Source organism: Paraburkholderia xenovorans, from assembly GCF_046030735.1.
Classification (GTDB): Bacteria; Pseudomonadota; Gammaproteobacteria; order Burkholderiales; family Burkholderiaceae; genus Paraburkholderia; species Paraburkholderia xenovorans_A.
The window spans coordinates 179741-202150 of record NZ_JAQQBV010000003.1 but is presented as its reverse complement, the minus strand read 5'-3'; the positions used below and the strand labels follow the sequence as shown (position 1 = coordinate 202150).

Below are 22410 nucleotides of genomic sequence, written 5' to 3'. Positions count from 1 at the left end.
GTCGATAGAGGAATATCACAGTCTATTAAACGCGAACTTGTTCTAGAATCGGCACTGCCGCGCAATCAATCGAGCGGCGCAAATAATCCAGAATGAATAAATCGCACGGGCCAGTGCGAACTGAGAGCGCAGTCTTCGCCGGCATTGGGGCCGCGTGGGCTGCTGACCTAACACTAATCGAGCTTTTGCGAAAAAGCCGCCCACCTATGCAAAGTAGCTACAACCTTGGCTTAGTCGCCGTGTCACTGCTTGTGGCGACGCTTGCTTCCTATACGGCGATCGATCTCGCCGACCGGCTTTCCATTCTCCTTTACGCACGTGCCCGGCTTCTATGGCTCGGGGCCGGTGCTTTGGCGATGGGCGTCGGCATCTGGTCGATGCACTTCATCGGGATGCTATCGTTTTCGTTGAGTATTCCGGTCGGCTACGATTTCGCGATCACCTGTTATTCGCTCGCTATCGCGGTGCTCGTTTCGTGGTTCGCATTGCACGTGGTCACGCGGGAACGTCTGAAGTTCGCGCATTTGCTCGCAGGCGGCATTCTGATGGGAGTGGGGATCGCCGGCATGCACTACATGGGCATGGCCGCGATGCTGATGAACCCCGCGATTCGCTACGATCCCAAAATTTTCGCCGCGTCGATTGTCATTGCGATCGCGGCGTCCACGGTGGCGCTCTGGGTTGCCAACACGCTGCGTGGCGCGGATCAGCAGCACGTGATGCGCAAGCGCATCGGCGCGGCCTGTGTGATGGGCATCGCGATCGCGGGCATGCACTACACGGGCATGGCCGCAGCCGATTTCCCGATCGGCTCGGTTTGTGGCGCGGCGAACGGCGTGAAACCGGAATGGCTCGCAGCCGCGGTGATTGCGTTCGCGTTCGCCATTCTCATCGCCACGCTGCTGCTGTCCCGCCTCGATGCGCGAGTTGCGTTTCTCGCCAGGTCGGTCGCGCGGATCGACGATACGCTCGACCGCATCCGCGGGCCGGTACGATAAGTCCGGTACTGCGTGCAGTGCGAGCGTAGCCCGGCCGGATTATTCGAACGCCGCGGCGACCCGGGCGCCGCCGAAACTCGCGCCGACGGCAATCGTCGCAAGGCGCATCAGCGAGTCGATCTGATGCCGGATGATCGCCTTCTTGCGGCTGCGATCGCCCTCGAGCTTCGTCGACAGATCGATGAATAGCGTAGCCATCTTGCTCTTGAACGCCGGCTGGCTGCGGCGGCCTTGCACGAACAGGCGAATCTCCTCTTCCGCCTGGGTTTTGAAATGATCGAGCACGTTCTGCACGTAGCCGCTCTCCTTGCCGCGATACGGTAGTCGCATGAAGCCGAGCCGGTCGTCGCGAGATTTGACCACCTGCTCGATCTCTTTGAACGTCGCTGTCGTCTTTGCCAGCAGATCTCTTGAGCGCTGCTCAAACGATTCCCACTCGCCCGTGATCCCGTTGAAGGCGACGAGCACCTTGGCGTGGCCCGCGGTTTGCCCCGCCTGCGCGTTGCGCGGCTTGACCGGGATTTCCCCGTACAACTGATTGGCGTTCGGCGACCACGCGAAGTCCGACCACATCATGCCTTTCGGCCCTTTCATCTGGACGAGATACGTGGTCGTCGCCGAGCCCGCGCCTTGATTGATGCCAAGATTTTCGACCTGGCGGATTTTCGCGTGACCCCATTCCTGTACAAAGGGCGCCTTGTCCGCATCGAGTTCGGACTCGACAGGTTCGTAGTGCTCGGGTATCGCGCTCAGCTTCGGCCGCGCGCCAGTCTTCGCCGGCGGCGATTCGTCGAACTGGAAGAGCGGTGCGGGCGCGGTTTGCTGCTGGGCCGGCAACGGTTTGGCATCCGAAACGAGTTTGCCCATCAGTCGTGCAACCGTCACGTTGTTCGCGTTCGTGCCCGTGCGACCCAGCGTATCGATCGCGGCTGTCGCGGCGAGTACCTGCGGACGCAGTTGGGCATCGTCCGTCGGTGCTCTGCCGGAAGCACTCGCGATCTGTGCGTACGCGACCTGCATCGTGTGCAGATCGGTCGTATTGAACGAGGCGGCACCTGTATCGAATGTGCCGGCGATCAGGTGCGCGGCTGCCATCGCGTCGTTTTCCGACGCGCCGGCCAGCATCGCGAGATGCGCGGTCGCGGCCGCGCATTCGGCCTTCTGCTCGTCGCCGGGCTCGTGGAACGTCTCACTCGCGGCGCGCGCGGCGGCGAGGGCGATGTTCTGATCGTTCGGTGCGGCCGTGTGGGCCGCGAGAAGGGCCTTGACCGCCACGTCAAGACGCGCGTTCCGATTGCGGCCCGCGCCGTCCAGGTCGCGAACCGCGAGCGAGCGTGCCTGCAATGCGGTCTGGTGGGTGCGCTCCGTCTCGGACAACTTTGCTTTTGCCAGCGTCAGATGGCGTTCGATCGCGATGACGTTCGCATCCGGGTGGCTCGCGTTGGTCGCGTCGCCGCGTCGCGACGAGAACAGCGATGCGCCGAACCGCGTGCCGCTGGTCGCATTAGCGTTGCCCTGTCGATGTGCGTGGTGAGCGAGTTGTGCTTCGAGATCGGCGATTACGGCCTCGGCTGCCAGCAACGCGTTGCGTGTCGCAACCACTTGCGTTTCGGTGTGGTCGACTGCTTTGCGCAGCTGCGCGACGCTTCTGTCTGCCGATCCCTTCGCGACGTCGGCCAACTCGTTGGGCTTGTATCGCTTTTCGATGAACAATTGCCGCGCAGCCGCAGTCAGTCCGGTGAGATCGGCGCCCAACGCACTGCGGTCCATGTCGCGAAGCTGGCGTTTCGTGTCGCCGAAGCCGGCCGCCGCTTTGTCATAGGATTCTTTCAGTATTCCGTATTGACGTTGCGGTCCTGGCGGCAGCGTAGTCGGATCAACTGGTGGCGTTGGGTTGCCGGCCGCCGCCTGCATGGTCTCCGCCATTCTGATGACGGTTTGTGCTGTCTGGTTCGCCGTGTCCTGAGCCACGCCGGCGCGCAGCAGGATGCCGGCGCTGGCGCCCGCCGCCGCATAAGTCGACGAGTCGCCGTCGAGATTGACTTTCGCGCGGAGCGTCAGATCCTGCCCCAACGCGATCGCGTCGACGACCGACGCGCCGCCGCGAAACGCACTGATGGCTGCCGCCCTCGCAGGCTGGCTGCCGTCGGCATTCGTCCACGACATCGCGCCGATGCGGCTCGAAATCTGCCCGATGAACGGATCGGCGGATGCCATGTCCGCGGGCAGCTTGACGGCGCCGCCCTCGCTCAGGTCGGCGTTCACGCTGCAGTACCGGTCTTCGCCCGGAGTCGCACCGCGCAGGCATTCGATCAGCACCGGCTTCGACTGCTTCGACATCTTCGAATGCTGCATGGTCGGCGCGACACAGAATTCCCGGTTGCCCACCCGGTGAAAACCGGACTTGAAGCCGTCTTTCGCGATCTTGTCGAACGCGTTGGCGGGAAGCCAGTGCGCCGACGGGTCGTCCTGTTTCTGTTCGGCGATGCCCCACTCGCCGTCCGGCTTTTTATAAAGCCGGGTCGACGTGTCCGGCAGCAGATTGTTGTCGAGCGGATAGAACGCTTGCCGCGACTTCTTCATGTCGTCGCCCTGAAAGCCTCGCTCCGCGATGACCTGGATACGCTTGGGCGGCTGGCCGTCACGCTCGATCGTGACCGTGCCGGAAAAGAACTTCCTGTCGCCGAAGTGAATCCTGGTGCGGCCGTTGCGCGTCGAACTCGTGGTGAGGATGGGCTGCAGCAGGTTGCCGTTGATGTGAGTGGCTTTCGACAGCGCGGCGGAGACCTTATTCATCGCGCTCATAGGCGGGCCCGGCAGTTCACCCAGACGCGGGGCCGACGCGGCCGGCGCGTTTGCATTGCGGGAAGTCGTAGCGCGCTCGGGCAGCGTCGACCGCACTGCGGCGAGACCTCGCATCAACGCATTGCCAGACGAGCGGGTAGAGCGGGACGCAGGTCTCTGTGCCTGCACGGCTTGCGCGTCAGCGGATATCGTCGGCGTCTCGAGCCGGGGTCTAAAAATAGTTTTCAATGTCTCTGTCTCTTGTTATGAACGCTTCGGCTTCGGCGCGCAATCGTATAAACCGCAGTATCGACTGCGGTATCGACCGGCCGGCCTCCTGCTCACACGCTTACACAATTCGGCGACCCGCTTCGCCCGATATGCGAAGTGGCCGCCCGAAAACGGAATTTCACCGCGTAATTTTCGAAGAATGCGCGCCGATTAAATGTCAGGAGAATTCCATTGAGACGGGCAGCGGTTTTCGAATAAAAATTTCAAATAGCTTTCGGTGCGTATCTCACGGATAGCCACCGCAACCTTGCGAATTCTGAATTTGTTTCAGACCCGTAACTCAAGCGTTGCGCGTCCCTGGTACATTGGGGCCATGCTTCTCAATCACTGTCCAGTCAATGCCTTCAGGCTCAGGATGCGCGACATACGATCCATCCACAACGCGCTTGCGAGTGTCATGTGGCGCTCGGGCATACGCCGTCTTCTTTATCTCGCCGGGCCGCCTTGATAAAACATTACGGCTGATTACGCGTTGTATTTTCGTAGTCCGCATTGCTTTCAATTGAATAACAAATCGCGGAAAAGGGGCATGAGTTATGACAACCTGCGCGAACCGTGGCATGGTCCGAAGAGTCCGGCAGAAAACGGCTCCCCCAATAATCATTAACGGCAGCATCTGTTTTCGGAGAAACCTATGAGCGAAGCCGCGCCCAGCCAACCCAAGCGCTCCCGACGCGGGCTCATTCTGTTCGCGGTGGTCGTGCTGGCGCTGATCGCGCTGGTCGTCGTCCACCTGTTGACCCGAAAGAAACCCACGCGCGACGTCGCTCCTATTGTGGTCAGCGTGGCGAGCGCCACGCTCGGTTCGATGCCGGTCACGCTGAGCGAACTCGGCACGGTCACGCCGACCGCCACCGTCACCGTGTTGCCGCAGTTGAGCGGCTACCTCACCGAGGTCGGGTATCACGAAGGCCAGGAAGTGCAGAAAGGCCAGTTCCTCGCGCAGATCGATCCGCGCCAGTATCAGATCAGCAAGCAGCAGGCCGAGGCGGCGCTCGCGAAAGACCGCGCGTCGCTCGCGCAGGCGCGTGCCGATCTCGTCCGCTACACGGAGTTGAACGAGCGTAAATCGATCGCGCAGCAGACTTTCGCCGATCAGCAATTCCTCGTGCAGCAGGACGAAGCCGCGGTGAAGTCCGATCTCGCGACCATCGCGCAATACGACCTCGATCTGACCTATTGCCGCATCACCGCGCCGGTGTCGGGCAAGGTCGGGCTGCGCCTCGTCGACCCGGGCAACTACGTGACCGCTTCTTCGTCGACGGGGATCGTCGTGATCACCACGATCAAGCCGACCACTGTACAGTTCACGGTGCCGCAAGACGCGCTGGCTTCGATCGTGCAGCGCCTGAACGGCGGCGCGAGCTTGCCGGTCACCGCCTATACGAGCGACAACGCGCGCGCAGTCGCCACCGGCACGCTATACGCGGTGAGCAACCAGATGGCGACGTCCACCGGCACCGTCACGTTGCGCGCCCGATTCGCCAACGACGACGAAGCGCTGTTCCCGAACGAGTTCGTCAACGTCAAGCTGCTGGTGGATACGTTGCAGAACGCGGTGCTGGTGCCGACCGCCGCGGTACAAACCGGCGCGCCGGGGGACTTCGTGTATCTGGTCAATGCGAACAATACGGTCTCGGTGCACAAGGTCAAACTCGGCCCGAGCGACGGCAAGAACACGGTGATCGAGTCGGGTCTGGCGCAAGGCAACCAGGTGGTGACGGACGGCACCGACCGTCTGAACGACGGCGCGAAGATCAAAGCGGCCGCGCCGAAAGCGGCATCTGCGGGCGCGGCGGCCAGTGGCGCCGCTGCTGAGCCCGCCGGGCGCCCCGCTTCCCGGCCGGCCGCCGCTTCCGCGGCGACCTCGGCCTCGGCCGATGCGGCTTCGTCGTAGCAGGCTCGCGCGCCGATGAATATCTCCCGTCTGTTCATTCTTCGACCGGTCGCCACGCTGCTGCTGATGATTGCCCTCGTGCTGGTGGGCCTCGTCGCGATGCGCGTGCTGCCGGTTTCGTCATTGCCCAACGTCGACTATCCGACCATTCAGGTGCAGACCTTCTATCCGGGCGCGAGTCCGGACGTGATGGCCACCACGGTCACGGCGCCGCTCGAAGTGCAGTTGGGCGAGATCCCCGGCTTGCAGCAGATGACGTCGTATAGCTCGGACGGCGCGTCGGTCATCACACTGCAGTTCGATCTCTCGCTGAACCTCGACATTGCCGAGCAGAACGTCCAGCAGGCGATCAACGCGTCGAACAGCTACCTGCCGTCCGGGCTGCCGGCGCCGCCTACGTATGCGAAGGTGAATCCGGCCGACCAGCCGATCCTGACGCTCGCGGTCACGTCGAAGTCGATGTCGCTGACCCAGCTCGAAGACGTCGCGAACAACCGGCTCGGCACGAAGATTTCCGAAGTGTCCGGGGTGGGCGTGGTCACCACGAGCGGCGGCAACGTGCCGGCGATTCGCGTCGAAGCGGACCCGCACAAGCTGGCCGCCTACGGCCTGAACATCGACGATCTGCGCACGCTGCTCAGCTACGTGAACGTGAGCCAGCCGAAGGGCAACTTCGACGGCCCGGACCTCGACTACACGATCAACGGCAACGATCAGATCACCGATCCGAAAGACTATCTGGACACGGTGATCGCGTATCAGAACGGCGCGCCGGTGTTCATGCGCGACGTCGCGCGGGTCAGTCAGGCCGCGCAGGACGTCGAGCGCGGCGCCTGGTACAACGGCTCGCCCGCGATCGTGCTGAACGTGCAGCGGCAGCCGGGCGCGAACGTGATCGCGACCGTCAACCAGATCATGAAGCAACTGCCGCAGCTCGAATCCACGCTGCCGGCCGGCATGAAAGTCACCGTGGTGTCGGACAGCACGGGAGTGATCCGCTCGTCGGTGTCCGACGCGGCGCTCGAACTGATTCTCGCGATCGTGCTGGTGGTGGCGGTGATCTTCGTGTTCCTGCGCAACGTGCCGGCCACGCTGATTCCGAGCGTCTCGGTGCCGGTGTCGCTGATCGGCACGCTGGCTGTGATGTACCAGTTGAACTACTCGATCGACAATCTCTCGCTGATGGCGCTGATCATCGCGACCGGTTTCGTCGTCGACGATTCGATCGTGATGATCGAGAACATCGTGCGTTATCTGGAGGAGGGCAAGACGCCGCTCGAAGCCGCACTGGAAGGCGCGGGCCAGATCGGTTTCACGATTCTGTCGCTGACCATTTCGTTGATCGCGGTGCTGATTCCGCTGCTCTTCATGGGCGGCGTGATCGGGCGTCTGTTCAGCGAGTTTGCGGTGACGCTCGCGGTCACCATCGTGATCTCCGCGATCGTTTCGCTGACCGTGGTGCCGATGCTGTGCGCGCGGATGCTGCGCGCGCAGGCCGAGCGGCATCCGAGCCGTTTCGAGCGGATCAGCGAGGGCCTGTTCGACAAGACGCTCAACGCCTACGAACGCGGCCTGCGCTGGGTGCTGGATCACCAGGTGCTGACGCTGGTGGTGGCGATCGGCACGGTGGTGCTGACCGGCATTCTGTACGTGATGATTCCAAAGGGCCTGTTTCCGGTGCAGGACGTCGGCGTGATCGAGGGGATCAGCGTGGCCGACAACTCGGTGTCGTACTCGGCGATGGTGAAACGCCAGGGCGCGCTCGCCGATGTGATCCTGAAAGACCCGGACGTCACGTCGCTCACGTCTTACGTGGGGATCGACGGCACCAACTCGACACTGAACAACGGCCGCTTCCTGATCAATCTGCGCGACCGCGACAAACGGTCCGATACCGCGCAGGAAATCGCGCGGCGTCTGCAACAGTCGGTTGCGGATGTGCCGGGCGTGAAGCTCTACATGCAGCCCGAACAGGATCTGACGCTCGACACCACGGTGTCGCCGAACCAGTACAGCTTCGTGCTGCGCGGACCGAGCCAGCAGGCGTTCCAGAAGTACGTGCCGGAACTCATCGCGAAGATGAAGCAGATTCCGTCGCTCGCCGACGTGCAAAGCGACATGAATAGCGACGGCCTCAGCGTGAACGTCGAAGTGAACCGGCAACTGGCGGCGCGCTTCGGCATCACGCCCGCGACGATCGATAACGCGCTGTACGACGCGCTCGGTCAGCGGATCGTGTCGACGATCTTCGAGCAGTCGAATCAGTACCGTGTGATTCTGGTCGCCAAACCGGAGAGCCTGCCGAACGTGCAGTCGATCGGCAATCTGTATCTGCCGAGCCAGACCAGCAGCACGGGCCAGGTGCCGCTGTCGGGCATCGCGAAGATCGAGATCACCAAGTCGCCGCTCGTGATCAGCCATCTCGCGCAGTTCCCTTCGGTGACCATCTCGTTCAACCTCGCGAAGGGCGCGTCGTTGAGCACGGCGGTCAAGGCGATCCACGAGGCCGAAGCGGGCGTGAACCTGCCGCCGTCGATCACGTCGTCGCTGCAGGGCGCGGCGCAGGCGTTCGAGGATTCGCTGTCGAGCGAGGTCTATCTGCTGATCGCGGCGCTGGTGGCGGTGTATATCGTGCTCGGCGTGCTGTACGAGAGCTTCATCCATCCGGTGACGATTCTCTCCACGTTGCCGTCGGCGGGGATCGGCGCGCTGCTCGCGCTGATGATCGCCGGCAGCGACCTCGACGTGATCGGCATCATCGGGATCGTGCTGTTGATCGGCATCGTGAAGAAGAACGCGATCATGATGGTCGACTTCGCGCTGGACGCCGAACGCAATCACGGCAAGGCGCCGCGCGACGCGATCTTCGAAGCGTCGCTGCTGCGCTTCCGCCCGATCCTGATGACCACGCTCGCCGCCATGCTCGGCGCGCTGCCGATGCTGCTCGGCTCCGGCACGGGTTCCGAATTGCGCCGGCCGTTGGGGCTCGCGATCATCGGCGGTCTGACGCTGAGCCAGATGCTGACGCTATTCACCACGCCCGTGATCTATCTGTTCTTCGACAGAATGGCCGAGCGCACGCGCCGCTGGCGCAACCGCAATAAGCCGGTGGATTCGCCCGAAGGCGGGGCGGAGGAGGCGCCTTGAACATCTCGGCGTTATTCATCCGGCGGCCTGTCGCAACCACGCTGCTGGCCGTCGCGATCCTGATCTCCGGCGCGCTCGCCTACTTCCGGTTGCCGGTCGCGCCGTTGCCGAACATCGCGTTTCCGGTGATCGTCGTGCAGGCGAACATGGCGGGCGCGAGCCCGGACATCATGGCGTCGACGGTGGCCGAGCCGCTGGAGCGGCGGCTCGGCACCATCGCCAATGTCGAAGAACTGACTTCGATCAGCTACGTCGGCTCGTCGCAGATCGTGGTCGAGTTCGGCTTGAACCGCGATATAAACGGCGCCGCGCGCGATGTCGAGGCGGCCATTCAGGCGGCGCGCGCCGATTTGCCGACCACGCTGCGCAGCAACCCGACGTATCGCCAGTACAACCCTGCGGATGCGCCGATCATGGTGCTCTCGCTGACCTCCGACACGCTCACCAAGGCGCAGCTCTACGATTCCGCGGATTCGGTGATCCAGCAGCAGCTCTCGCAGGTGAACGGCGTCGGGCAGATCACGCTCGGCGGCGGCGCGTTGCCGTCGGTGCGGGTGGAGTTGCAGCCAGGCAAGCTGAACAGCTACGGGATCGGTCTCGAAGACGTGCGCGCGGCGATCAGCGCGGCCAATGCCGACAGCGCGAAGGGTCATCTCGACGAAGGCGATCAGCGCTACGTGGTCACGTCGAACGACCAGATCACCCATGCCGCGCCGTATCGCGACCTCGTAGTCGCGTACCGCAACGGCGCGCCGGTCCAGTTGCGCGACGTCGCCGAGGTCAGGGACTCGAACGAAAACATCCGTAATGCCGGGCTCTTCAACGGCAAGTCCGCGATTCTCGTGATCGTGTATCCGATGCCGGGCAGTAACGTGGTGAGCACCGTCGCGCAGATCCGCAAGGTGTTGCCGTCGATCGAGGCGACGCTGCCGAGCAGTGTGCACGTGGGCGTCGCGATCGACCGCTCGGAGTCGGTCAGATCGTCGGTGGGCGACACCGAGCGCACGCTGTTCATCGCCGTGCTGCTGGTGGTGGGCGTGGTGTTCATCTTCCTGCAGTCGCCGCGCGCGACGCTGGTGCCGGCGGTCGCGCTGCCGTTGTCGATCGTGGGCACCTTCGGGCCGATGTATTTGCTCGGCTATAGCATCGACAATCTTTCGCTGATGGCGCTGACGATCGGCACCGGTTTCGTGGTCGACGATGCGGTGGTGGTGCTGGAAAACATCGTGCGTCACATGGAGCTTGGCCTCAGTCCGAAAGAAGCCGCGTTGAAAGGCAGTGGCGAAGTGGGCTTCACGGTGATCTCGATGAGTCTCTCGCTGATCGCGGTGTTTCTGCCGATCATGCTGATGCCGGGCGTGGTCGGGCTGCTGTTCCATGAGTTCGCGGTCACGCTGTCCATCGCGATTCTGATTTCGCTGGTGATTTCGCTGACGGTGACGCCGGCCATGTGTGCGTACGTGCTGAGCCGCGATAACGCGGGGCACTCAAAAGCGCGTTGGGCGATCTGGGTCGAGAAGCAGTTCGACCGCTTCAAGAATGGCTACGCGCGCTCGCTGACAGCGGTGCTGGATCATTCGCTGCTGGTGATACTGCTGCTGATCGGGCTGCTGGTGGCTAACGTGTTTCTGTTCAAGCTGGTGCCGGCCACCTTTTTTCCCGAGCAGGACACGGGCATCCTGATCGGGCAGATCATTGCCGACCAGAGCATCTCGTTCCCCGCGATGCAAAAGAAGCTCGCGCAATTGCAGGAGATCGTGCAGAAGGATCCGGCGGTGCAGTCGGTGGCCGGTTTTACCGGTGGCCGCGCGTTGAATACCGCGAACGTGTTCATCGAACTCAAGCCGTTGGCTCAGCGCCATGTCACCGCCACCGACGTCGTGAATCGTCTGCGGCCCAGGCTCAATGCCGTGTCGGGCGCGCGGCTCTTCATTCAGGCGCAGCAAGATTTGCGCATCGGCGGACGGCAATCCGCAGCCGAGTATCAGTACACGTTGACCAGCGACGATTCCGCCGCGCTGTTCAAGTGGACGCCGCGGCTCGTCGCCGCGCTCAGCAAGGAGCGCGACCAGGTGCTCGACGTGAATTCGGACTTGCAGCAAAACGGTCTGCAAACCTACGTCAAGGTCAATCGCTCGACGGCCGCGCGTTACGGTTTCGCGCCGAATCAGGTGGACAACGTGTTGTATGACGCATTCGGCCAGCGGACCGTGTCGACCATCTACAACCCGCTGAATCAGTATTTCGTGGTGATGGAGGTGGCGCCCGACTACTGGCAGTACCCGCAAGCGCTGAACCAGATCTACCTGAGCACCGCGTCGGGCAATGCCACCGGCACGGCAGGCACGCAGATGCCGGGCGCGACGGTGTCGGGCGTGATCGTGCCGACCGAAAGCAGCACGGGCAAGTCGTCGGGCACGAACGCGCTCAATTCGAACGCGCAGGCCAACGCGACCACCAACAGCATCGCCAACAGCAAGGGCGGCAGTTCGACCGGCAGCGCGGACAGCACGTCGGCTGAAACGATGGTGCCGCTCGCGGCGCTGGCGTCGTATTCGAACAGCCATACGGCGACGCAGGTGAATCACCAGAGCGGCCTCGTCGCGGCGACGATCTCGTTCAACCTGCCCGCCGGCGGATCGTTGAGCAAGGCGGCCGTGTCGATCAACGATACGATTCGCGAGATCGGCATGCCCGCGAGCATTCACGGCTCGTTCGCGGGCGCGGCGGCGGCTTACTCGCAGTCGATGGGCACGGTGCCGCTGCTGATTCTCGCCGCGCTCGGCGTTGTGTATATCGTGCTCGGCGTGTTGTACGAAAGCTCGATTCACCCGTTGACGATTCTGTCGACGCTGCCGTCGGCCGGCATCGGCGCGACGCTCGCGTTGCTGATTTTCGGCACGCCGTTCTCGGTGATCGCGATGATCGGGATCATTCTGCTGATCGGCATCGTGAAGAAGAACGGGATCATGATGGTCGATGTCGCGATCCAGTTGCAGCGCAATGAAGGCATGCCGGCACGGGACGCGATTCACTCGGCCGCCGTGGTCCGTCTGCGGCCGATCATGATGACCACCTTCGCAGCGGTGCTCGGCGCGGTGCCGCTGGCGATCGGGATCGGCCAGGGCGCTTCGCTGCGGCAACCGCTCGGTATCACAGTGATGGGCGGCCTGATTCTGAGTCAGGTGTTTACCTTGTACACGACGCCGGTGATTTACCTCTACCTCGACCGCTTGCGATTCAGGCTGGTCAGATGGTCCGCCAACCTGCCATGGAATCGCGACGCGCAGCGACCCGGACAACCGGATACGAGGGCATGAAAATGAAGACTTTCCTGAACCGCTTTGCGACGGCGGGCGACACGTCCGGTGGTGCTCCGCTTCGGCCGCTGGCCGTCGCGATGCTGGCGGTGTTGGCCGCCGGCTGTACGGTCGGCCCCGATTACCGTCGGCCGCAAGTCAACGTGCCCGCTACGTATTCGGAATTGCCGGGCTGGACGCAAGCCGAACCCGCAGCGGACAAACCGAAAGGCGACTGGTGGACGGCCTTCAACGATCCGCTGATGGACCAGCTCGAACCGCTGGTGTCGGTATCGAATCAGACCGTACGAGCGGACTACGCGAACTATCAGGAGGCGCTGGCCGAAGTGCGGGCCGCGCATGCGAGCCTGTTTCCGACCATCGGCGCGACCGGTTCGGGAACCAAGGCGCGGAGTTCGATCGGCAATACGGCGCGCGTGGTCAACTCGGGCTCGCTCGAAGGCAACGTGAGCTGGGCGCCGGATCTGTGGGGGCAGGTGCGGCGCACGATCGAAGAAAACGCCGCGACTGCGCAGGCGAGCGAAGCGACGCTTGCCAATGCGACGCTCTCCGAGCAGGTGGCGTTGGCCACCGCGATCATCGAACTGCGCACCAGCGACGCCAACATCGACCTCCTGCAGAGAACGGTGACTGCGTATCAGCACTATCTGGATGTCGTGTCCGATCAGGACAAGGCGGGCACGATCGCGCCGTCCGATGTGATTACTGCGCGCACCCAACTCGAATCGGCGCAATCTAGTCTGATCAATCTCGGCGTCGCGCGCGCTCAGGACGCGCACGCGATTGCCGTGCTGGTCGGCAAGAACCCGGAAGAGCTGTCGATCACGCACAGCACCACGATGCCGGTGCTGCCGGGCGTGCCCGTCGGCGTGCCGTCGACGCTGCTCGAACGCCGGCCCGACATTGCCGTCGCCGAGCGCAGGATGGCCGCGCAAAACGCGGCGATCGGCGTGGAGGTGGCGGCGTATTACCCGACGATCTCGCTATCGGGGCTGGCCGGGCTCACGCAGTCGCCGTTGTCCGGTCTGTTCAATGTGGCCAACTACGTGTGGTCGCTGGGCGGCAGCGCTACTGAGACGCTGTTCGACGGCGGCTTGCGCAGCGCCAATGTCGATGCGGCGAAGGCGGCTTATGACTCGGCCGTCGCCACCTATCGCGGCACGGTGTTGACCGCGTTTCAGAATGTCGAAGACGATTTGAGCGGGTTGCGGATTCTGGCCGAACAGTCGGTTGTGCTGGATAGGGCGGTGCAGGATGCCACGCGAGGCGCGGAAATCGCGTTCAACGAATATCAGGCCGGAACGGTCGACTACACGACGGTCGCGACCGCGCAGGCTACGCAGTTGAACACGCAGCAGACCGCGTTGAATGTTCAGGAGACGCGGCTTCTGGATGCGGCTTCGTTGTTCGGCGATCTCGGGGGAGGATGGTCGGCGGATGAGTTGCATGATCCGCGGCATGTGCAGAGGCAATTGTCGAATGATACGGGGAGTGGCACTGCGACGGGTCAGTGAAAAACCGTCGACGTTTGTGCACGCCGCAGAGTGCTGGCATGAGGCGAGGTGGCTGCGAGCATCGCGCTTCTTCTGGCGGCCTCGGTCGGCACTCGCCATTGCGCCGATTGCAATGGCTTTCTCGATCTTATCGACGGAGACACGCCCTATCCGCTCATGCGCTGCGTGGCGGGCTCGCATCGTTCGGCAGCCATTTCATCGTTCATGGTGCGCGGCCTGAAGTTTTGAGGTGAGCATGGCTTATCCGTTCGGCCAAAAGCAAATTTTTGCTTGCTGGACTGAAAGCAAATCGGGTGGTCTGATTTATAATCTTCGGGTCGTTGGGAAACACCCGATGACCGGGTTTAGCAGCCTGCGCTTGAAACCGCACACCCGCCGCGGCGGGGCGTGCGTCTACCTCTGCACGTCTATATCTCTATGGGCGGGCCGTGGTGGGGAGCCGCAAGGCTCGCCGGTTTGTTTCAAGCCCGGTCTGCTAACCCACTTCGTGCCCGCTCACCCACCTTGCAAGCGAGTGTCGGGCGATCCGAGAAGTAACAGGGAGATCGCACCATGAGCAAATCCAACAAAATTCGACCGGCTTCGCGTCCGCCTGTCGACGCCCTCCAGTACGAGAAGCTTGCGCTGTCGGCATTCGATCTATGCGACCGGAGTGTGGGTCAACTGGATACGCTGATCACACTCGCGTCTTCGATATGTAGGAATCCTGCGATCACGAGCGAAGAAAGACGGCGTCGTCAGACTTTGCTCGAATTGCTGGTGGAGACGGCCGAGCAGTATCAGCAGGAACTCGAATGCGATCGCGAGCTTTATCAGGTGATCGCACTCGATGCGAAGGGCGTGGCGCAGAGCCGGATGACGGCACGGCATGCGGCGGAGTTGCTGGCAGAGGCGGCAGGGAGGGGAAATGGAATTGACGCCTCCGTAGACATTTCGCAGCACAAAGGGTCGGCGACCGAGAGTGGCGCGGTGTTGCGACCTGGCGGTTACTGATAGCTCAGCGTGTAGGTTGCCATGGCCTTGACGGTGCCTGCCGTTACAGTGCCCGTCGAAATATACTGAACGGTCAATGGAATCGTGCCGGTTTGCGTTGTGCCGGCACGCCATTGACCTGGATTGCCGGACCGGCAAATCTCCAATCACCGCTCACAACTAACGGCCGCTCCAAGCCTTGCGATCAACCCTGCCGTATCCATCACTTCGGCAAATTCATAGGCCATCGCCGTCAGCGCGACGCGTTGCACGTCCTGCGCGGACACTGCGCCGAATCCCATGTCAGGGTAGGGCATCGCAGCGTTGGCATCGGCCAGTACGATCACCTTGTACTCGCGATGCGCGGCGTCGCGCACGGTCGTTTCGCAGCAGACGTTCGTGACGGTGCCGCACACGATGATCGTGTCGATGTCGCGCGAACGCAGGATGGTGTCGAGATCGGTATTGTGAAAACCGCTGTAAAACAGCTTGTCGACGACGATATCTCCCGGCTGCGGAGCCAGCGCGTCGATGATCTCAATTCCCGGCGTGCCGCGCGCGAGGATCGTGTCGACGTTCGGATAGAGGTCGCGCATGCGGCCGGTATCGCTGCCGTCGCCACGCACGACGTGACGCAGATAGATCACCGGTAACGACGCGTCACGGCATGCCTCGGCAAGTCCCGCAATACGCTCGACGATCTCGACGGTGGACGGCACATAGAGTGCGCCGTCCGGTTCGCAGAACACCTTCTGCATATCGACGACAATCAGCGCCGTGCGACGCGGGTCCAGATTCCAGCTAACTTTTTTCATCGGCAACGGCAGTGTCATGGTCGAAAAGTATCAACAGGAAATTGAAAAGAATCAGCGACGCTCCTCGCGCAACCACGGCTCGCCGAGTGCGCCTGGCGCATCGTTTTCGCCGCGCTTCGCAAGTGCGACCCACACCATCACGCCCAGCGTGACCACGTAGGGCGTCATCAGCACGAAATACTGCGGCAACGCGATACCGGCGGCGGCAAGCTGCGGGATCAGCGCCTCGATGCTGCCGAACAGCAACGCGCCCGCCAACGCGCGCCACGGCGACCAGCGCGCGAAGATCACGAGGCCCACGGCGATCCAGCCGCGGCCGCCCGTCATCCCGGCAATCCATAGTTTGGTGCTGACCAGCGACAGATAACCGCCCGCCAGTCCAACCAGCGCCGAGCCGGCCAGCACCGCGAGAAAGCGGTACGACAGCACGTGCACGCCGGCCGCGTCCGCCGCCTGCGGGTTCTCGCCGACCGCGCGCAGCCGCAGACCCGACGTCGTGCGTTGCAAATACCATGTCACGGCGGCGAACAGCACGGGCGTCAGATAGACCAGCAGGTTCTGTCTGAACAGGCCGCCCACTACCGGCCATTGCGCGAGCGGTCCGAGCGGAATCGCCGCCAGTCCCGTCACCGGATGATTGGTCCAGTCGAGCATCGTGCCCGCGAGGCTCGTGCCGCCTTCGCAGAGAAACACCAGCGCCAGACCCGCGATGATCTGGTTGATGCGCAGCCACACCGTGAGCGTCGCGAATATCACGGACACCGCCGACGCCGACGCCATCGCGCAAACCAGTGCAAGCCCCGGCGAGTGAAACTGCAGTTGCGCGCCGACGCCGACCAGCGCGCCGACCAGCATCAGGCCTTCCGCGCCGAGCGACAGAATCCCCGCCCGCTCCGGAATGATCAGGCCGAGCGCGGCGAGTGCGAAGGGTGTCGCGAAGTCGGGGAGATTGGTGAGCCAGGAGGCGATCAGTGTCATGTCATTGCTCGTCGGCGAGCACCGGGCAGAACCGGTGACGCACGAAAAAGTCCGAGGCCGCCACGCTGATCACGAGGATCGCCTGGATGAGTTGAACCATCGAAAACGGAATCTGGTAGAAGACCTGCAAGCCGCGTCCCGCGACGAACAGCACGGCCACGAGTACGGCCACCGCGCTTGCGCCGAGCGGGTTGTTGCGGGCGAGAAAAGCGATCAGCACACCGGAGAATCCGTAGCCCGTGTAGAACGCTTCGGTCAGCCGTCCCTCCTGGCCATCGGCAACCACGAAACCGGCCATTCCGGCGATCGCGCCCGACATCAGCACGGTCGCGACGAGCATCCGCTGCACCGGCACGCCGAGCGCGCCGGCGACGCTTTCGCTGGCATGGACAAAACGCAGATAGAGCCCCGCGCGGCTGCGCTCGGTGAACCACCACGCCGCGAGCGCGACCAGGGCGGCCAGCACGATCGCGCTGCTGACCTGGTGAGGCAGATGCGGCAGCAACGCGAAATCCGGAAACAGCGGCGAATGCGGGAAGCCGTCTTTCGGGTCCTGCCAGGGGCCATAGACGAGATACAGCAGACCGTTCGACGCGACGTAGTTCAGCATCAAGCTCGAAATGATTTCGTTGATGCCGAGCCGCGCCTTCAGCAACAGCGGCAACGCGACCCACAGCAGGCCGCCCAGCAGCGAGGCCAGCAGCATCAGCCAGAGTTGCGCGGCGGGCGGCCCCACGTGATAGAACGCAATACCTGTTGCACCGATCGCGCCGAAAATCATTTGCCCTTCGAGCCCGAGGTTCCAGAAGCGGGCACGAAACGCCAACGCGGCCGCGATGCCGATCACGATCAGCGGCGCCGCCTGGAACAGTACGGCGCGGAGGTTTTCGGGGTCCGTGAAAGTCTGCACGAGGAACTCGTCGACGAGATCGGCGGGCGACACGCCTGCCGCGATCAGGATCGCCGCGCTGACGAGCAACCCTGCCGCGAGCGACAACGCGAACATCGTCGCGCGCCGTGCCACGCTCACGTTTTGACGCAACTCGAGCGTATAGCGGCGCGCGAGCAGCGGCGTACGTCGTGCGACAGGTACCGGTGCGCTCACGCCCGGCAGGTTATGGGTGTTCGGCGGTGTCGGAGGCATGCTGCTGTCCATGAGGGTTGGCAGGGCGCTCGTGAAGCGCATCGCGGGCCGTCGCTTTTGCGGTGGCCACCATCGCCTGGCCGACGGCCTGGCGATCCACCGGCGCGGTAAATTCGGCGACGATGCGCCCACGCACGATCACACCGACGCGATCCGCAAGCGCGAGAATTTCATCGAGGTCTTCGCTGATGAGCAGCACCGCCGCGCCTTCGTCGCGCGCAACGCACAGACGTTCATGCACCTGGGCGCCCGCACGTGCATCCAGCCCACGGCTCGGACTGTGCGCGATCGCGACGCGCAACGTGCGCGTGCGGCCGAACTCGCGTGCGATCACCAGCTTCTGCGCGTTGCCGCCCGACAGCAGCGCGGTCTTCTGGCGTGGCGAGCGTACGCCGCGCACGTCGAATGCGTGCACGGCCGCGAGCGCAGCGGCGTCGAGGCGCGCGCGGTCCAGTCGCAGCAATCCGCCGAAGCGGCCGGTATCCGCCTGCGTGACGCCAAAATTTTCCGCGACGGAGAGCGTGCCCGCCAACGCGAGTCCGTAGCGGTCGGCGGGAATCCACGCGATACCCAGATCGCGTCGCGCGCCGGTGTCGAGTGCGCGCAAGTCGCCCACTTCGGCGAGTTCGATCGCACCGTCCGCGAGCGGCATGAGACCCATGATCGCCGCGACCAGTTCGCCTTGACCGTTACCGCCTACGCCCGCGAGGCCATAGATTTCGCCTGCGCGCACGCTCAGATCGATTCCGGCGAGCGCGGGCGGTCCTTTCGCCGACGAGGTGCGTACACCGCGCAACACGAGGCGGGCAGCACCCGGCGTCGCGCGTGGCCGGGCCGGAACCGCCACGGCATCGCCGACCGTGAGTCGTACGAGTTCGTCTTCGTCGACCTCGCGCGGATCGAGCGTGGTCACCGTGCGGCCGGCACGCATCACGGTGACGCGGTCGGCGTAACGCCGCACGTCCGCGATCTTGTGCGTGACGAGCACGATGGCCGCGCCGTCGCGCGCGAGCTGACTCACGGTGCCGAGCAACGCGGCGGCTTCTGCAGCAGTGAGCACCGCAGTCGGCTCGTCGAGAATCAGAATGCGCGCTCCGGCGAGCATCACCTTCAGGATTTCGACGCGCTGCTGCTCGGCCACCGACAATTGTGCGACGCGCCGGTCGGGGTCGATATCGAAGCCGAGCGCCTGCGCCTGCCGAACGATGGCCTCACGCAACGCGGCCAGCTTGCGTCCGTGCGAGCGTGTCGGGTCGACGCTTCCGTCGGGCAATCCAAGCAGGATGTTTTCGGCCACCGTGAATGGCATCACCAGCTTGAAATGCTGATGCACCATCCCGATTCGCTGACGCGCGGCGTCGCGCGGACCCGCGAGGCGCACCGGATTGTCATCGACGAGCAGGGTGCCCGCTTCGGGCGTGTAGAGCCCCGCCGCGATATTCATCAGCGAGGACTTGCCCGCGCCGTTTTCGCCGAGGAGCGCGTGGACTTCGCCCCAGCGCACGGTGAAATCGGCGTCGTCCAGCGCGACGAAACCGTCGAAGCTCTTACGGATGCCCGTGAGCGATAAAGCCTCCGGCATAGGGACTCCCGATTTCACGGTTATTTTTGCGTGACCACGCCTTTGACGAACCAGTCCATCTTCCACAGATCGGCGTCACTCAATACTCCGCCGGCCGGAACGCGCAGCTTGCCGTCGCGATCGTAGAGCGGGCCTGCATACACCTGCTTGCCGTGCATGATCGCGTCGCGCTCGGCGAGGATCAGCTTCTGCTTGTCCGCGGGCACCGCTGCGCCGAAGCCCGCGATGTCGGTGCCGCCGTCCTTCATCTCGATCAATGCGCCGGTCGGCGACGGCTTCCAGTTGCCTGCCTCGATCTTGCGGACTTCCGGAATCAGGAACTTGTCCCACACCCACACCGACGAGCAGACCGTCGCCTTCGGTGCGAACTCGCGCAGATCGCGATGGTGACCCGTGCCGTATACGCCGCGTTCCTGCGCGACCAGTTGCGGCGTGGGCGTATCGACGTGCTGGCCGATCACGTCCGCGCCATGATCGATCAGCGCGGTGGCCGCGGCGCGTTCCTTGACCGGGTCGTTCCATGCGCCTGTGTAGACCACGGTCAGCGTCGCATTCGGATTGATCTTCTGTGCGCCGAGTTCGTAGGCATTGATGGTCCAGTTGACGACCCCGAACGGGTTCGCCGCGACGAAGCCCAGCTTGCCCGTTTTCGATGCAGCGGCCGCCGCCATGCCGCACAAGTACTGACTTTCGTAAGTGCGGCCATAGAACGACTCCAGGTTTGGTCCATTGGTGGTGCCCGAGCCGTCCAGGAACGCCACGTCCGGATGCTTCGCGGCAAGCTGCCTGAACGTATCGGAATAGCCGAACGCGGTGCCGATGATGATGTTCGCGCCGCGCTGAATGAAGCGCTCCGCCACCGGCGTGATGGCCGACGAGTCTTCAGGGATGCTTTCCACGAACTGGATTTTCTGGCCGAGTGCCGCTTCCATCTTCTTGCGCGCCTCGTCGAATGACTCGCTCCAGCCGCCGTCGTTCTTCGGCCCGAAGTAGAGCATCGCGATTTTAGGCGGCGCCTTGAGCGTGAAACCGTCGGCGAACGCGGGGGCAGCACAGCAGACAATCGACGCGGCGAGTGCGATACGTTCAATCAGCTTACGTAGCATGGGACGTGGTCATATCGTGGGATCGAAGGGCCCTCGCGACACGATGGCCGCGGGGATGCTCGGGGACTGCTACATCATGAAGTTGATGCGGAAGACGTTGCCTTCGGGGTCCAGCAGCACGGCCTGATACCAGTTGTAGTAGGTGACGTAGGGCGGTTTCACGAGCGTCGCGCCGGCTTCCAGCGCGAGCGGCACCATGCGGTCCACGTCCGCCTCGGAGTCGACGTCGATGTTCAGCAGGAACTTCACGCCGCGCGTTTCCGCGTAGTCGTCGAGATGCAATAGCGCGTACGCATCGAGCGCATTGAAGCCGAGGCTGGACTTGCCGGTGTCGAGGCCGCGAAAGATCGGCGAGCGGATCGCCTCGATTTCAGCGAAACCGAATACGCGCTGATAGAAGCCCGAGAGCGCGACCACGTCACGCGCGAACACATTCACATACGAGAGATGCGCCATGGTCAGGCCGCTTCGACCGTGCCGCCGAAGGTCGTCTGCTTGACGAACTTCGACCGCAGATGATCGCCCGATGAAACAGGTTGGTACTTTGGCGTTTCACCTTCAGCGAGACAGCTCGGCAGACATTCGACCATCGCGTCGTAGTTCGGCTGATGGAAGAACACCAGCGATTGCCGGCGATTCGTACTGGCGGTTTCGAACGGCGGGTTCTCGACCCGATGCATGGTCGAGATCCACAGGTCGTTGGTCCACTGCATCATCAGATCGCCGATGTTCACGACCAGCGCGCCCTCGATCAGCGGTACGTCCACCCACTGTCCGGCTTTGTTCAATGCCTGCAGACCTTTGTCGTCGGGGCGCACGATCGTGAGACTGCCGTAGTCGCTATGGGCACCGGCGCGCAACTGGTTCGGCAGTGGCGCTTCGCGTTGCGGCGGATAGCTCAGTACGCGGAACATGCTGATATGACGATCGATGCGTTCGTCGAAGAATGTCTCGGGGAGTTCGAGCGCCAGCGCGAAGATGCGCATCAACGAACGCGACAGGTCGCTCATTCGCTGGAAGTACTCGTCCCATGTCTGCTGGAAACCCGCTATTGGCGGATAGACATTGGGCTCGAAGTGGGGGCCTGCGGCCGGGCCGCGATGATAGTTGTCATTCGGAACATCGGCCGGTCCGATCGAAAAGGATTCCTTCAGATCGCCGGGCGTGGCTTCTTCCAGACTGTACGACAAACCCTCTTCGCCGACTGCGCTGTAGCCGCGTACCGCGTCGATACGCGGCCTGTCCACCTTGCGCTTTTCGGTGAGAGGCAGAGCGAAAAACTCGCGCGACAACGTGGATACGCGTTCGATCAATGCTTCCGGAACGCCGTGATTCCTGATGACCAGGAAGCCGATACTACGACAGGCGTCGTTCACTTCCTTCGCAACCTCGAGCCGGCCTTCGGGCGTGCCCTCGAAATAAGGCGCAAGGTCGATCACGGGCACATGCAGCAGTGTCATGGCTATTTCCTCAAGCTGAACCGTCGTCGAATAGATGCAACGGCTGTGTATGTAGGGTTGGCGCAATCCGCAGCCGTCAATGCAACGATCATGCCAATCTGACCGGTTGAACAGGTTCCTCGCGCGACAGCGCCGATAGGGAAGGTTGTTGTGGGCGTGAAGACGTGATTCGAGGTTGGCGCGATCGGGGCGCTCGCGGTGAGCGCGGCACATAAATCGTGCGAGCGGCACATTGCCGGGGCGAGTGCGGTGGGTTTGCGCACCGGTTTTGACCAGTTGGTCAGGATTGGTTTGGGGCGGGGGGTAAGTATTTGGCCGCACATGGACTGCTCGGTTGTGCAGCGGATGCGGCCAGCGGCACTGGATGTCAAAGTGGCGCGTTGGGCGCTGCTGCGAGTGTTG

Annotated in this window: 16 protein-coding genes; 7 read left to right on the top strand and 9 right to left on the bottom strand. The window is 63.3% G+C overall.

All coding sequences use genetic code 11. The annotated features are described in order from the left end of the window. Positions 1-239: 239 nt before the first annotated feature. Positions 240-998, top strand: a complete 759-nt coding sequence (locus PQQ51_RS04155) for an MHYT domain-containing protein (protein WP_408495079.1) — start codon at positions 240-242, stop codon at positions 996-998. Between the two features lie 39 nt (positions 999-1037). Here PQQ51_RS04155 and PQQ51_RS04150 read toward each other — a convergent pair whose 3' ends face one another. Further along, positions 1038-3794 (bottom strand): hypothetical protein, encoded by a 2757-nt coding sequence (locus tag PQQ51_RS04150; protein ID WP_408495078.1) that lies wholly within the window; start codon positions 3792-3794, stop codon positions 1038-1040. Between the two features lie 913 nt (positions 3795-4707). Here PQQ51_RS04150 and PQQ51_RS04145 point away from each other — a divergent pair. From PQQ51_RS04145 to PQQ51_RS04120, 6 genes are all read left to right on the top strand, one after another. Then, positions 4708-5970: an efflux RND transporter periplasmic adaptor subunit gene (locus PQQ51_RS04145; RefSeq protein ID WP_408495077.1), complete on the top strand. Its 1263-nt coding sequence runs from the start codon at positions 4708-4710 to the stop codon at positions 5968-5970. A 15-nt stretch (positions 5971-5985) separates the two neighbouring features. Next, a complete protein-coding gene (locus PQQ51_RS04140; protein WP_408495076.1) occupies positions 5986-9117 on the top strand; it encodes an efflux RND transporter permease subunit in 3132 nt (1043 codons plus the stop codon). After that, positions 9114-12437, top strand: a complete 3324-nt coding sequence (locus PQQ51_RS04135) for an efflux RND transporter permease subunit (protein WP_408495074.1) — start codon at positions 9114-9116, stop codon at positions 12435-12437. The genes PQQ51_RS04140 and PQQ51_RS04135 overlap by 4 nt, the downstream gene beginning before the upstream one ends. An 80-nt stretch (positions 12438-12517) precedes the next feature. After that, on the top strand, positions 12518-13951 hold the full coding sequence (locus PQQ51_RS04130; protein ID WP_408495197.1) for an efflux transporter outer membrane subunit: 1434 nt from the start codon (positions 12518-12520) through the stop codon (positions 13949-13951). Positions 13952-13999: 48 nt separating this feature from the next. Further along, positions 14000-14179, top strand: a complete 180-nt coding sequence (locus PQQ51_RS04125; RefSeq protein ID WP_408495072.1) for a hypothetical protein — start codon at positions 14000-14002, stop codon at positions 14177-14179. A 324-nt stretch (positions 14180-14503) separates the two neighbouring features. Continuing rightward, positions 14504-14944, top strand: a complete 441-nt coding sequence (locus PQQ51_RS04120; RefSeq protein ID WP_408495070.1) for a hypothetical protein — start codon at positions 14504-14506, stop codon at positions 14942-14944. On the opposite strand, the gene PQQ51_RS04115 is transcribed toward PQQ51_RS04120, so the two are convergent. From PQQ51_RS04115 to PQQ51_RS04080, 8 genes are all read right to left on the bottom strand, one after another. Then, complete coding sequence (locus tag PQQ51_RS04115; RefSeq protein ID WP_408495196.1) at positions 14938-15021, bottom strand: hypothetical protein; 84 nt, start codon at positions 15019-15021, stop codon at positions 14938-14940. The genes PQQ51_RS04120 and PQQ51_RS04115 overlap by 7 nt on opposite strands. 69 nt (positions 15022-15090) lie before the next feature. Further along, positions 15091-15738 (bottom strand): isochorismatase family protein, encoded by a 648-nt coding sequence (locus PQQ51_RS04110; protein ID WP_408495069.1) that lies wholly within the window; start codon positions 15736-15738, stop codon positions 15091-15093. Positions 15739-15789: 51 nt separating this feature from the next. Continuing rightward, positions 15790-16716 (bottom strand): ABC transporter permease, encoded by a 927-nt coding sequence (locus PQQ51_RS04105; protein ID WP_408495068.1) that lies wholly within the window; start codon positions 16714-16716, stop codon positions 15790-15792. Position 16717: 1 nt separating this feature from the next. Beyond that, on the bottom strand, positions 16718-17860 hold the full coding sequence (locus PQQ51_RS04100; protein ID WP_408495067.1) for an ABC transporter permease: 1143 nt from the start codon (positions 17858-17860) through the stop codon (positions 16718-16720). Then, positions 17832-19442 (bottom strand): ABC transporter ATP-binding protein, encoded by a 1611-nt coding sequence (locus tag PQQ51_RS04095; protein WP_408495066.1) that lies wholly within the window; start codon positions 19440-19442, stop codon positions 17832-17834. Before PQQ51_RS04095 ends, PQQ51_RS04100 begins: the two co-directional genes overlap by 29 nt. Before the next feature lie 20 nt (positions 19443-19462). Next, positions 19463-20548, bottom strand: coding sequence for a BMP family ABC transporter substrate-binding protein (locus PQQ51_RS04090; protein ID WP_408495064.1), 1086 nt, complete (start codon positions 20546-20548; stop codon positions 19463-19465). 69 nt (positions 20549-20617) lie between these two features. Then, positions 20618-21004, bottom strand: coding sequence for a VOC family protein (locus tag PQQ51_RS04085; RefSeq protein WP_408495063.1), 387 nt, complete (start codon positions 21002-21004; stop codon positions 20618-20620). A gap of 2 nt (positions 21005-21006) precedes the next feature. Continuing rightward, entirely contained in the window at positions 21007-22008 is a 1002-nt protein-coding gene (locus PQQ51_RS04080) for an isopenicillin N synthase family dioxygenase (RefSeq protein ID WP_408495061.1), read from the bottom strand. Positions 22009-22410 lie beyond the last annotated feature (402 nt).